The sequence below is a fragment of the Escherichia sp. E4385 genome, from assembly GCF_963883145.1.
Lineage (GTDB): Bacteria > Pseudomonadota > Gammaproteobacteria > Enterobacterales > Enterobacteriaceae > Escherichia.
Window position 1 is genome coordinate 64,871 of the sequence record NZ_CAWOOJ010000001.1, and the last position, 13,062, is coordinate 77,932.

Below are 13,062 nucleotides of genomic sequence, written 5' to 3' on the forward strand. Positions count from 1 at the left end.
ACAGCAATGCTTACGCATAACCATAGCGAAAATAGTGTCGCAGTGTAAGGTTGTTGTGAATATTGAGTTGCAAATATGTCGGTATTTGCTGGTGATTTGAACAATACGAGGATAAAGCCCTCATGACGAGGGCTTAACATTACTCAGCAATAAACTGATATTCCGTCAGGCTGGAATACTCTTCGCCAGGACGCAAGAAGCAGTCCGGCTGCGGCCATTCAGGGTGGTTCGGGCTGTCCGGCAGAAACTCGCTTTCCAGCGCCAGCCCCTGCCAGTCGGCGTAAGGTTCAGTTCCTCTTGATGGCGTGCCGCCGAGGAAGTTGCCGGAGTAGAATTGCAGAGCCGGAGCGGTGGTGTAGACCTTCAGCTGCAATTTTTCATCTGCTGACCAGACATGCGCCGCCACTTTTTTGCCATCGCCTTTGGCCTGTAACAAGAACGCGTGATCGTAACCTTTCACTTTGCGCTGATCGTCGTCGGCAAGAAACTCACTGGCGATGATTTTGGCGCTGCGGAAATCAAAAGACGTTCCGGCGACAGATTTCAGGCCGTCGCGCGGAATGCCGCCTTCATCAACCGGCAGGTATTCGTCCGCCAGAATCTGCAACTTGTGATTGCGCACGTCAGACTGCTCGCCGTCGAGGTTGAAATAGACGTGATTAGTCATATTCACCGGGCAAGGTTTATCAACTGTGGCGCGATAAGTAATAGAGATGCGGTTATCGTCGGTCAGACGATATTGCACCGTTGCGCCGAGATTACCCGGAAAGCCCTGGTCGCCATCATCTGAACTCAGGGCAAACAGCACCTGACGATCGTTCTGGTTCACAATCTGCCAGCGGCGTTTGTCGAACCCTTCCGGGCCGCCGTGCAGTTGGTTGACGCCCTGACTTGGCAACAGCGTCACGGTTTCACCGTCAAAGGTATAACGACTATTGGCGATACGGTTGGCATAACGACCAATAGAGGCCCCAAGAAATGCGGCCTGATCCTGGTAGCATTCCGGGCTGGCGCAGCCAAGCAGAGCCTCGCGGACGCTGCCATCGGAAAGCGGAATACGGGCGGAAAGTAAAGTCGCACCCCAGTCCATCAGCGTGACTACCATCCCTGCGTTGTTACGCAAAGTTAACAGTCGGTACGGCTGACCATCGGGTGCCAGTGCGGGAGTTTCGTTCAGCACTGTCCTGCTCCTTGTGATGGTTTACACACGTAAAAAGTCTCTTTAATACCTGTTTTTGCTTCATATTGTTCAGCGACAGCTTGCTGTACGGCAGGCACCAGCTCTTCCGGAATAAGCGCGACGATACAGCCGCCAAATCCGCCGCCGGTCATGCGTACGCCACCTTTGTCGCCAATCACAGCTTTTACGATTTCGACCAGAGTGTCAATTTGCGGCACGGTGATTTCGAAATCATCGCGCATAGAGGCATGAGACTCTGCCATCAACTCGCCCATACGTTTCAGGTCGCCTTTCTCCAGCGCGCTGGCAGCTTCAACGGTACGCGCGTTTTCGGTCAGGATATGACGCACGCGTTTCGCGACGATCGGGTCCAGTTCATGCGCAACAGCGCTGAACTCTTCAATGGTGACATCGCGCAGGGCTGGCTGCTGGAAGAAACGCGCACCGGTTTCGCACTGTTCACGACGGGTGTTGTATTCGCTGCCAACCAGGGTACGTTTGAAGTTACTGTTGATGATGACCACAGCTACGCCTTTCGGCATGGAAACCGCTTTGGTCCCCAGCGAGCGGCAGTCGATCAGCAAGGCATGATCTTTTTTGCCGAGTGCGGAAATGAGTTGATCCATGATCCCGCAGTTACAGCCAACAAACTGGTTTTCTGCTTCCTGACCGTTAAGCGCGATTTGTGCGCCGTCCAGCGGCAGATGATAAAGCTGCTGCAATACGGTTCCGACCGCGACTTCCAGTGAGGCGGAAGAACTTAACCCGGCACCCTGCGGCACGTTGCCGCTGATCACCATGTCCACGCCGCCGAAGTTGTTGTTACGCAGTTGCAGATGTTTCACCACGCCACGAACGTAGTTCGCCCATTGATAGTTTTCATGCGCGACAATGGGCGCATCGAGGGAAAACTCGTCGAGCTGATTTTCATAATCGGCTGCCATTACGCGAACTTTACGGTCATCGCGTGGCGCACAGCTAATGACGGTTTGATAATCAATCGCGCAGGGCAGAACGAAACCGTCGTTGTAGTCGGTGTGTTCGCCAATCAAATTCACGCGGCCAGGCGCCTGAATGGTGTGAGCGGCAGGGTAGCCAAATGCGTTGGCAAACAGAGATTGTGTTTTTTCTTTCAGACTCATTTCTTACACTCCGGATTCGCGAAAATGGATATCGCTGACTGCGCGCAAACGCTCTGCTGCCTGTTCTGCCGTCAGATCACGCTGGGTTTCTGCCAGCATTTCATAACCGACCATAAATTTACGTACGGTGGCGGAGCGCAGCAGAGGCGGATAAAAGTGCGCGTGCAGCTGCCAGTGTTGATTCTCTTCGCCATTAAACGGCGCACCGTGCCAGCCCATAGAGTAGGGGAAGGAGCACTGGAAGAGGTTGTCATAACGACTGGTCAGCTTTTTCAACGCCAGCGCAAGATCGCTGCGCTGGGCGTCGGTCAAATCGGTGATCCGCAAAACATGGGCTTTGGGCAGCAGTAGCGTTTCGAACGGCCAGGCAGCCCAGTAAGGCACTACGGCTAACCAGTGTTCGGTTTCGACAACGGTACGGCTACCGTCTGCCAGCTCGCGCTGGACATAATCCACCAGCATTGGCGATTTCTGCTCGGCAAAATATTCTTTTTGCAGGCGGTCTTCGCGCTCAGCTTCGTTAGGCAGGAAGCTATTTGCCCAAATCTGTCCGTGCGGATGCGGGTTAGAGCAGCCCATCGCCGCACCTTTGTTTTCAAATACCTGCACCCACGGGTACGTTTTTCCCAGCTCTGCGGTTTGCTCCTGCCAGGTTTTGACGATTTCCGTCAATGCCGCAACGCTGAGTTCTGGCAGTGTTTTACTGTGATCAGGTGAAAAGCAGATCACGCGACTGGTACCGCGCGCGCTCTGGCAACGCATCAACGGATCGTTGCTTTCTGGCGCGTCTGGCGTGTCAGACATCAAGGCCGCAAAGTCATTGGTAAAAACATAAGTCCCGGTGTAATCGGGGTTTTTATCGCCAGTCACCCGCACATTACCTGCGCAGAGAAAGCAATCTGGATCGTGCGCAGGTAACACCTGTTTGGCTGGCGTTTCCTGCGCCCCCTGCCAGGGGCGCTTAGCGCGGTGCGGTGAAACCAGAATCCATTGCCCGGTGAGCGGGTTGTAGCGGCGATGTGGATGATCAACGGGATTAAATTGCGTCATGGTCGTTCCTTAATCGGGATATCCCTGTGGATGGCGTGACTGCCAGTGCCAGGTGTCCTGCGCCATTTCATCGAGTGTGCGCGTTACGCGCCAGTTCAGTTCGCGATCGGCTTTGCTGGCGTCCGCCCAATAGGCTGGAAGGTCGCCCTCGCGACGCGGTGCAAAATGATAATTAACCGGTTTGCCGCAGGCTTTGCTGAAGGCATTAACCACGTCCAGCACGCTGCTGCCCACGCCAGCGCCGAGGTTGTAGATGTGTACGCCTGGCTTGTTCGCCAGTTTTTCCATCGCTACGACGTGACCGTCCGCCAGATCCATTACGTGGATGTAATCGCGCACGCCAGTACCGTCTTCGGTCGGATAATCGTTACCAAAAATAGCCAGCGAGTCGCGACGGCCTACAGCAACCTGGGCGATGTATGGCATCAGGTTATTCGGAATGCCTTGCGGATCTTCGCCCATATCGCCCGACGGATGCGCGCCAACTGGGTTGAAGTAGCGCAGCAGGGCAATGCTCCAGTCCGGCTGGGCTTTTTGCAGATCGGTGAGGATCTGTTCCACCATCAGCTTGCTTTTGCCGTAAGGGCTTTGCGGTGTGCCGGTCGGGAAGCTTTCAACATATGGAATTTTGGGCTGATCGCCATAAACGGTGGCGGAGGAGCTGAAGATAAAGTTTTTGACGTTAGCGGCGCGCATGGCGCTAATCAGACGCAGAGTACCGTTGACGTTGTTGTCGTAATATTCCAGCGGTTTTTGTACCGATTCTCCAACGGCTTTCAGCCCGGCGAAGTGGATCACGGTGTCGATAGCGTGATCGTGCAGGATCTCGGTCATCAACGCTTCGTTACGGATATCGCCTTCAACAAACGTTGGATGTTTGCCGCCTAAACGCTCGATAACAGGCAGTACGCTGCGCTTACTGTTACAGAGGTTATCAAGAATGATGACATCATGACCGTTTTGCAGTAATTGCACACAGGTATGACTTCCAATGTAACCGCTACCACCGGTAACCAGAACTCTCATAATTCGCTCCATTAGGCTTATGGTATGAAATAACCATAGCATAACAAAGATGCGAAAAGTGTGACATGGAATAAATTAGTGGAATCGTTTACACAAGAATTTAGCCGTTTTTTATGCGCGATTAAGTGATTATAAAACAGAGGGTTTATGAATGATTGCGCTTTTTATCTGAAAAAAAGATGCGGTTTTATGCCTGGATGCGTCGAACCGTGGGCCGGATAACACGTTTACGCCGCATCCGGCACAGTCAGCATTTCCTGCTCAGTTTATTTTTGTCAGCGCATAGCGATAAAGGTCACCGTCCGGCACGAATTCCAGTCGATGGGTAATACAGGCAGGCGCATCTTCAGCATGGTGCGAAACAAACAATAATTGCGTTTCACCTTCGCTAATTAGCACGTCAACAAAACGGCGGATAAGCTGGCGATTGAGCGGATCCAGTCCCTGTAGTGGTTCATCGAGAATAAGCAAAGTCGGATGTTTCACCAGTGCGCGGACGATCAGCGCCAGGCGTTGTTGCCCCCAGGAAAGACTATGGAAAGGGGCGTCAGCCGTGCGTTTATCAATGCCGAGAATATCCAGCCACTGCTGCACCAGCTTTTGCTGGCGATCCGAAACGGCCTGATAAATGCCAATCGAATCAAAATAGCCAGAAAGGATCACATTACGCACGGTAGTGCTGACCCGGTAATCCAGATGCAAACTACTGCTGACGTAACCGATATGCTTTTTAATATCCCAGATGGTTTCGCCGCTGCCACGACGTCGTCCGAAAAGCGTCAAATCGTTGCTGTAACCTTGCGGATGATCGCCAGTAATCAGGCTTAATAACGTCGATTTTCCCGCGCCATTTGGCCCGACAATTTGCCAGTGTTCACCTGGATTCACCTGCCAGCTAAGGTTATTAAGAATGGGGCGATCGTTATAAGAAACCACGCCATTGTTCAGCACAATGCGCGGTTCGTTGGCGGGTAAGGCGTGACGTGCTGAAGGTTCATCCGGCTCCGGCAGTTGCACACCTTCAAGCTGTTCGCTATGCGCCAGTTGCGCGACGAGTGCTTGCTGGAGCAGTTCTTCTTTAGCGCCAGTTTCCGCTAACGTGCAATCCGCCAGCACGCCAGCAAACTGGACAAATTCCGGGATCTCATCGAAGCGATTGAGCACCAGTACCAGAGTAATACCGGACTGATGTAACGAGGCGAGTAATTCTGCCAGCTGCTGACGTGAGGCAACGTCAAGACCATCGAACGGTTCATCAAGAATCAATAAGGCAGGCTTCGACATCAGCGCCTGACAGAGCAGGGTTTTACGCGTCTCGCCAGTGGAAAGATATTTAAAACGTCGGTCGAGCAGGGTGGTAATGCCAAACTGCTGCGCCAGCTGCGCACAACGCGGTGCATCCTTAACTTCATCCTGAATGATCTCAGCCGTGGTGCGCCCGGTGTCATCTTCGCCAGGGCCGAGCATATCGGTGTTATTCCGCTGCCATTCGTCACTGACGAGCTTTTGCAATTGCTCGAAGGAGAGACGAGTGATGTGGGAAAACTGGCTTTGCCGTTCACCTTTCAAAAGCGGAAGTTCACCGGCCAGCGCGCGGGCCAGCGCCGATTTCCCGCTGCCATTAGAACCGACAAACGCCCAACTATCACCCGCGTTTAACGTTAGCTGAGTCAATTGCAGCGTTTTTGTGTCGCTAAGACGAAACGTGCCTTGCAAAATTTGCAACGATGACATTTTATATCCCATTTTTTGCAGCGATTACTGACAGGGATACGTGTTTCATAACAAATTGTCAACATGCTTAGCACAGTGTGGCGATAATCACGCTGTCGGCATTAAAGTAGGCCGTGACATTCTGTCCTTGCTCAAGAGAAGCCGCTTCATTTACCGGCACCGTGGCGCACAAGGTTTGCCCGTCGGGTAGCGCCATTAATACTTCGCACTGTTCTGCGCCGCGCTCTATATGGCGAATAATGCCCGGCAATTGGTTGTCGGCACTCTGGGCTACGGTGTCATCCTGGGTAATGTTCACCCACGGCGCTTTCAGCAGAATCAACACTTCTTTGCCTTCATCCAGCCCCAGACGCGCGCCACTTTGCGCGGTAATCGCGACTTTTAAGCGTGTTTTGCCGTCGGCCAGTAAGACATCAACATGCTGTTGAACGTCATCATGATCGCGGGCGGTGATGGTACCGAACCACTGGTTACGGGCGCTGGTTTGCAGTGAAAAACGTGAGATCGCGGCCAGCAGACTGTTCAGCGGCAGGGCGTCATCGTCACTTAACACATCAAAGGCTTTTTGCTGGATCTGGGCGAGAAGATCGTAAAGCTGAATCAGTCGTTGACCATAGCGGGTCAGCACAGCACCGCCACCGCCTTTTCCGCCCGTAGCTCGTTCAACCAGCGTATGCTCACTTAACTGATTCATTTCGTTAATGGCATCCCAGGCGCTTTTATAGCTGATACCGGCATCTTTCGCCCCCTGGCTGATGGAACCGGAAAGCGCGATGTGTTTTAGTAGCGAAATGCGGCGTGGGTCGGCAAAGAGCTTTTGTTGCAGCTTAAGAGTGAGAAGGATTTCGGCCTGCATAACAATGTCCTGGCAAAAGTCTTATTGTGACGGAAAATGAGCGCCACGCAAAGCTGACCGCACAAAAGGGGAGTGCTTTTCTGTGCTTAACGGTTAGAATAGTCACAGGACTACATCTGGAGTTGACCATGTTAGAGTTATTAAAAAGTCTGGTATTCGCCGTAATCATGGTACCTGTCGTGATGGCCATCATCCTGGGTCTGATTTACGGTCTTGGTGAAGTATTCAACATCTTTTCTGGTGTTGGTAAAAAAGACCAGCCCGGACAAAATCATTGATTCCATGAATGCCCGCTGAGTCGGGCATTTTCTTTTTCTCAACTTCCTGCTTTTCCTGCCGATATTTTTTCTATCTACCTCTCAAAGGTTAACAATAACTGCTGGGAAAATTCTGAACTTGCCGTTATATTGACGCCTACATAACGTTAAATAAAGGGGTTACAAATGGCTCGTAAATGGTTAAACCTGTTTGCCGGGGCGGCGCTCTCTTTCACTGTTGCTGGCAATGCATTGGCGGATGAAGGGAAAATCACGGTTTTTGCCGCAGCATCACTGACCAACGCGATGCAGGATATCGCTACGCAGTATAAAAAAGAGAAAGGCGTAGACGTCGTTTCTTCTTTCGCCTCCTCTTCTACTCTGGCTCGTCAGATTGAAGCAGGTGCGCCTGCGGATCTGTTTATTTCTGCCGATCAGAAATGGATGGATTATGCAATTGATAAAAAAGGAATTGATACCGCCACGCGTCAAACCTTGCTCGGCAATAGCCTGGTCGTTGTAGCACCGAAAACCAGCGAGCAGAAAGAGTTCACCATCGACAGCAAAACTAACTGGACCTCTCTGCTGAATGGCGGCCGCCTGGCGGTTGGCGATCCGGAACATGTTCCGGCTGGCATTTATGCGAAAGAAGCTCTGCAAAAACTGGGCGCATGGGATACGCTCTCCCCGAAACTGGCTCCGGCAGAAGATGTTCGTGGGGCGCTGGCGCTGGTCGAACGTAATGAAGCGCCGCTGGGTATTGTCTACGGTTCTGACGCAGTTGCCAGCAAAGGGGTAAAAGTGGTCGCCACTTTCCCGGAAGATTCGCATAAAAAAGTGGAATATCCGGTTGCCGTCGTGGAAGGGCATAACAACGCGACAGTGAAAGCATTTTACGATTATCTGAAGGGACCGCAGGCTGCGGAAATCTTTAAACGTTACGGATTTACAACTAAGTAATGATACTGACCGATCCAGAATGGCAGGCGGTTTTATTAAGCCTGAAAGTTTCTTCCCTGGCTGTGCTGTTTAGCCTGCCGTTTGGGATCTTTTTTGCCTGGTTACTGGTGCGTTGCACGTTTCCGGGCAAAGCTCTGCTCGACAGCGTACTGCATCTACCGCTGGTGTTACCGCCCGTGGTTGTCGGTTACTTGCTGTTAGTTTCTATGGGACGGCGCGGATTTATCGGCGAACGCCTGTATGACTGGTTTGGCATTACCTTCGCGTTTAGCTGGCGCGGCGCGGTTCTCGCTGCCGCCGTCATGTCTTTTCCGTTGATGGTGCGGGCGATTCGTCTGGCGCTGGAAGGGGTTGATGTCAAACTGGAACAGGCCGCAAGAACGCTGGGGGCTGGGCGCTGGCGTGTTTTCTTTACTATCACGTTACCGCTGACGTTGCCGGGAATTATCGTCGGTACAGTACTGGCATTTGCTCGTTCGCTCGGTGAATTTGGTGCAACCATCACCTTTGTTTCTAACATTCCAGGTGAAACGCGAACCATTCCTTCTGCCATGTATACCCTGATCCAGACCCCAGGCGGTGAAAGCGGCGCGGCGAGACTCTGCATTATTTCTATTGCGCTGGCGATGATCTCCCTGTTGATTTCAGAATGGCTGGCCAGAATCAGCCGTGAACGGGCGGGGCGCTAATCATGCTGGAACTGAATTTTTCCCAGACCTTGGGCAACCATTGCCTGACCATTAATGAAACGCTGCCCGCCAATGGCATCACTGCTATCTTTGGCGTCTCCGGTGCCGGAAAAACTTCGCTGATTAACGCCATTAGTGGACTGACGCGCCCGCAAAAAGGGCGGATTGTCCTCAATGGTCGGGTACTAAATGATGCCGAAAAAGGTATCTGCCTGACGCCGGAAAAGCGTCGCGTTGGCTATGTGTTTCAGGATGCACGGCTGTTCCCGCATTACAAAGTGCGTGGCAATCTGCGCTACGGCATGTCGAAAAGTATGGTCGATCAGTTCGATAAGCTGGTGGCGCTTTTAGGCATTGAACCGTTGCTTGACCGTTTACCGGGCAGCCTGTCCGGAGGCGAAAAACAGCGTGTGGCAATTGGTCGGGCATTGCTGACGGCTCCGGAATTATTATTGCTGGATGAACCACTGGCGTCGCTGGATCTTCCGCGCAAACGCGAGCTATTGCCTTATCTGCAACGGCTGACGCGGGAAATCAACATTCCGATGCTGTATGTCAGTCATTCGCTGGATGAAATCCTCCATCTGGCGGACAAAGTGATGGTACTGGAAAACGGCCAGGTGAAAGCTTTCGGGGCGCTGGAAGAAGTGTGGGGCAGTAGCGTGATGAATCCGTGGCTGCCGAAAGAGCAACAAAGCAGCATTCTGAAAGTAACGGTACTGGAACATCATCCGCGTTACGCAATGACCGCGCTGGCGCTGGGCGATCAGCATTTATGGGTTAATAAGCTGGATGAACCGCTGCAAGCCGCGCTACGCATCCGCATCCAGGCTTCCGATGTTTCTCTGGTTTTACAACCGCCGCAACAAACCAGCATCCGCAATGTGCTGCGCGCAAAAGTCGTCAATAGCTATGACGATAACGGCCAGGTGGAAGTGGAACTGGAAGTCGGCGGTAAAACGCTGTGGGCGCGAATAAGCCCGTGGGCCAGGGATGAACTGGCGATCAAACCTGGCCTGTGGCTATACGCGCAAATTAAAAGTGTGTCGATAACCGCCTGATTAAATCAGGTGGCTATAAATAAACTGGGCGATGCTGTCGGTGGTATTGTCACCAATCACGATATTGGCGCGTGCTTTTACCGCGTCATCGGCATTGCCCATCGCTACACCCGTTCCGGCAGCCTCCAGCATACTGATATCATTGAAGTTATCGCCGAATGCGACTACGTTTTCCATCGACCAGCCTTGCGCCTCAACCCATTTCGTCAGGCGTTTACCTTTACTGTTGCCGCCGCGTGCAATATCAACCTGATCGTGCCAGGACCATTCACACTCCAGACCCAACTCATGTTCAACATGCTTACCAAAATGCTGTAACTGCGGCAGGTCATCGTGCGTCAGAGCGAACTTCCACACGGCGTTAACTTGTTGCGCCGTTTCAGCCAGAGAAGCGACTTGTGTGAAAGTCGGGCGTTGTTCCGGCGGCAAAGTCTGCGCCCAGTTAGACGTGCGAATGACATGTCCGGTCGGATGCTCATAGACCATTGCGTCATCCACATACATCAGACCGTGAATGTGGTGTTCATTCAGCATCTCAATGAGTTGCAGGGCTTTGTTAACGGGCATTGGATCGGCTTCAAGCACAGTTTTTGCATGATAATCATACAAATAGGTGCCATTACAGCAAATAGCAGGTGTATCCAGCGCCAGCGCCTGATAAAAAGGATGAATAGCGACGTGATGGCGACCCGTGACGATAATCAATTGGTAACCTGCTTCGCGAGCGCGGGCAAGCGCTTCAATCGATGAGGGAAGCAGAGTCTTTTTCGGGGTCAATAAGGTGCCGTCTAAGTCGAGAGCAATCACGCGTGTGGTCATGGCGTTTTCCAGATTAAGGTTAAGAATTTTCGTCTGCGCGAATGGTACACCGATACCACTATCGGACAAAATTCTGCGTTTTAATTCAGCATTCACCGCCAAAAGCGACTAATTTTAGCTGTTAAAGTCAGTTGCTAAATGCAAAGGAGCATTCATGAAGCAAACAGTTTATATCGCCAGCCCTGAGAGCCAGCAAATTCACGTCTGGAACCTGAATCATGAAGGCGTGCTGACGCTGACACAGGTTGTCGATGTGCCGGGGCAGGTGCAGCCGATGGTGGTCAGCCCGGATAAACGTTACCTCTACGTTGGCGTTCGTCCCGAATTTCGCGTTCTGGCGTATCGCATTGCACCAGATGATGGCGCACTGACATTTGCCGCAGAGTCTGCGCTGCCGGGTAGCCCGACGCATATTTCCACCGATCACCATGGGCAGTTTGTCTTTGTCGGCTCTTATAATGCGGGTAACGTGAGCGTAACGCGACTGGAAGATGGCCTGCCTGTGGGCGTTGTCGATGTGGTTGAGGGACTGGACGGCTGTCATTCCGCCAATATTTCACCAGATAACCGCACTCTGTGGGTTCCGGCATTAAAGCAGGATCGTATTTGCCTGTTTACGGTCAGCGATGACGGTCATCTGGTGGCGCAGGACCCCGCAGAAGTGACTACCGTTGAAGGGGCCGGTCCGCGTCATATGGTGTTCCATCCAAACGAACAATATGCATATTGCGTCAATGAGTTAAACAGCTCAGTGGATGTCTGGGAACTGAAAGATCCGCACGGCAATATCGAATGTGTCCAGACGCTGGATATGATGCCGGAAAACTTCTCCGACACCCGTTGGGCGGCTGATATTCATATCACCCCGGATGGTCGTCATTTATACGCCTGCGACCGTACCGCCAGTCTGATTACCGTTTTCAGCGTTTCGGAAGATGGCAGCGTGTTGAGTAAAGAAGGCTTCCAGCCAACGGAAACTCAGCCGCGCGGCTTTAATGTTGATCACAGTGGCAAATATCTGATTGCCGCCGGGCAAAAATCGCACCATATCTCGGTATACGAAATTGTCGGCGAGCAGGGGCTGCTGCATGAAAAAGGCCGCTATGCGGTAGGGCAGGGGCCAATGTGGGTTGTGGTGAACGCACACTAACCGCTGATTTACCCGGCGCTGAATCTCCTGCGCCGGGAGTATTAGCCCATCTCCTGTAACGCGTGTCTCTGGCGTTCGACGATATTGGTCCACAAATTGTCTTTATCGTCAGTCCATAAATTAATCAGCAAGGCAAAAAAGCGTTCTGCTGCTGGAGAAAGTACGGCATCTTTACGGCGAATTATTCCCAATGTCCGACGTATAACGGGTTCCACCAATGGGATACCAATAATCGAAGAATAGGGCGCATGAGGCATTGCCAGGCCAGGAAGCGCCGAAATCCCCAGTCCCGCTTCCACCAATCCTAATGACGTCGAAAGATGACGCACTTCATAAAACCAGTCCAGTTTCCAGGGCTTATCGGACAATTTTTGCTCAATCAGTAGTCGGTTGCCGCTGGAGGAACGCACGCCAATCATTTTGTAACCTACTAACTCCTGCCATTCCACCAGCTGCTTTTTGGCCAATGGATGGTCACGCCGACAGGCCAGCACGAACGGCTCATTGACCAGTGGGGTAAAGTCAATGGATGAATTTGTGACATTGTTCATGTTTATGCCAAAGTCAGATTCATTGCACAGCACCGATTCCATGCAATTATTCGTACCTTGTTCCAGAATCCGCACTTTAATATTGGGATACAGCTCATTAAATTTACCGATTGCCAGCGGTAAAAAATAAAATACGGCGGTCGGAATACACGCTAACGTCACCATACCACGATGATAAGCATTCATATCACGAATACTAAAAAGCGTTTCATCGAATTTCTTTATTAAATCCCGCGCCTCCGGGAGCAACCTTTTTCCTGCTTTTGTTAACGTAACCTTGCGAGTTGTACGCTCAAAAAGTTGAATATGTAAATCTTCTTCCATCTTTTTTATTCTTCGCGTTAATGCAGGTTGCGTAATATTGAGTAATTTAGCGGCATTGTTAAATGAACTGGACTCTGCCAGCGTAACGAATGCCTTCATACCTGATAATTCATGCTTCATTATTACTCCGAAAAATGGAAGCGGTGCATTTTAGTGATTTACAGTTAAACAGTTTAACTGCAATTTAATCACTTAAATTAATGAAAAAATGTTATTAATCGTGGAGCTAAAGTCATTAGAGATGCTTTGCCCTTAATGTAACC

Annotated in this window: 13 protein-coding genes; 5 read left to right on the forward strand and 8 right to left on the reverse strand. The window is 51.6% G+C overall.

The window, feature by feature from the left end; translation table 11 throughout:
* Window positions 1–139 precede the first annotated feature (139 nt).
* The 6 genes from galM to modE form a co-directional block, all read right to left on the reverse strand.
* A complete protein-coding gene (gene galM, locus AACS80_RS00345) occupies window positions 140–1,180 on the reverse strand; it encodes a galactose-1-epimerase (RefSeq protein WP_135409722.1) in 1,041 nt (346 codons plus the stop codon).
* A complete protein-coding gene (gene galK, locus AACS80_RS00350; protein ID WP_135409723.1) occupies window positions 1,174–2,322 on the reverse strand; it encodes a galactokinase in 1,149 nt (382 codons plus the stop codon). The genes galM and galK overlap by 7 nt, the downstream gene beginning before the upstream one ends.
* A 3-nt stretch (window positions 2,323–2,325) precedes the next feature.
* Window positions 2,326–3,372: a galactose-1-phosphate uridylyltransferase gene (gene galT / locus AACS80_RS00355; protein WP_000191508.1), complete on the reverse strand. Its 1,047-nt coding sequence runs from the start codon at window positions 3,370–3,372 to the stop codon at window positions 2,326–2,328.
* 9 nt (window positions 3,373–3,381) lie between these two features.
* Window positions 3,382–4,398 carry a UDP-glucose 4-epimerase GalE gene (gene galE, locus AACS80_RS00360; RefSeq protein ID WP_001265443.1) on the reverse strand — a complete coding sequence of 339 codons (1,017 nt, stop codon included), beginning with the start codon at window positions 4,396–4,398 and terminating at the stop codon, window positions 3,382–3,384.
* Between the two features lie 261 nt (window positions 4,399–4,659).
* Complete coding sequence (gene modF, locus AACS80_RS00365; RefSeq protein ID WP_135409724.1) at window positions 4,660–6,132, reverse strand: molybdate ABC transporter ATP-binding protein ModF; 1,473 nt, start codon at window positions 6,130–6,132, stop codon at window positions 4,660–4,662.
* A 67-nt stretch (window positions 6,133–6,199) separates the two neighbouring features.
* Window positions 6,200–6,988, reverse strand: a complete 789-nt coding sequence (modE, locus tag AACS80_RS00370; RefSeq protein ID WP_130214929.1) for a molybdenum-dependent transcriptional regulator — start codon at window positions 6,986–6,988, stop codon at window positions 6,200–6,202.
* Between the two features lie 128 nt (window positions 6,989–7,116).
* Here modE and acrZ point away from each other — a divergent pair, with 128 nt between their 5' ends.
* From acrZ to modC, 4 genes are all read left to right on the forward strand, one after another.
* The gene (acrZ, locus tag AACS80_RS00375) at window positions 7,117–7,266 is read left to right on the forward strand and encodes a multidrug efflux pump accessory protein AcrZ (protein ID WP_000891515.1); all 150 of its coding nucleotides are present in this window, start codon (window positions 7,117–7,119) and stop codon (window positions 7,264–7,266) included.
* 165 nt (window positions 7,267–7,431) lie between these two features.
* Entirely contained in the window at window positions 7,432–8,205 is a 774-nt protein-coding gene (gene modA / locus AACS80_RS00380) for a molybdate ABC transporter substrate-binding protein (RefSeq protein ID WP_130209930.1), read from the forward strand.
* Complete coding sequence (gene modB, locus AACS80_RS00385; protein ID WP_000604034.1) at window positions 8,205–8,894, forward strand: molybdate ABC transporter permease subunit; 690 nt, start codon at window positions 8,205–8,207, stop codon at window positions 8,892–8,894. Before modA ends, modB begins: the two co-directional genes overlap by 1 nt.
* 2 nt (window positions 8,895–8,896) lie before the next feature.
* A complete protein-coding gene (modC, locus tag AACS80_RS00390) occupies window positions 8,897–9,955 on the forward strand; it encodes a molybdenum ABC transporter ATP-binding protein ModC (RefSeq protein ID WP_130209932.1) in 1,059 nt (352 codons plus the stop codon).
* Here modC and ybhA read toward each other — a convergent pair whose 3' ends face one another.
* Entirely contained in the window at window positions 9,956–10,774 is an 819-nt protein-coding gene (gene ybhA / locus AACS80_RS00395) for a bifunctional pyridoxal phosphate/fructose-1,6-bisphosphate phosphatase (RefSeq protein WP_000213425.1), read from the reverse strand.
* 154 nt (window positions 10,775–10,928) lie between these two features.
* On the opposite strand from ybhA, the gene pgl reads away from it, so the two are divergent.
* Complete coding sequence (pgl, locus tag AACS80_RS00400; RefSeq protein ID WP_130209934.1) at window positions 10,929–11,924, forward strand: 6-phosphogluconolactonase; 996 nt, start codon at window positions 10,929–10,931, stop codon at window positions 11,922–11,924.
* 41 nt (window positions 11,925–11,965) lie between these two features.
* On the opposite strand, the gene AACS80_RS00405 is transcribed toward pgl, so the two are convergent.
* Window positions 11,966–12,919: a LysR family transcriptional regulator gene (locus AACS80_RS00405; RefSeq protein WP_135409725.1), complete on the reverse strand. Its 954-nt coding sequence runs from the start codon at window positions 12,917–12,919 to the stop codon at window positions 11,966–11,968.
* Between the last annotated feature and the right edge of the window lie 143 nt (window positions 12,920–13,062).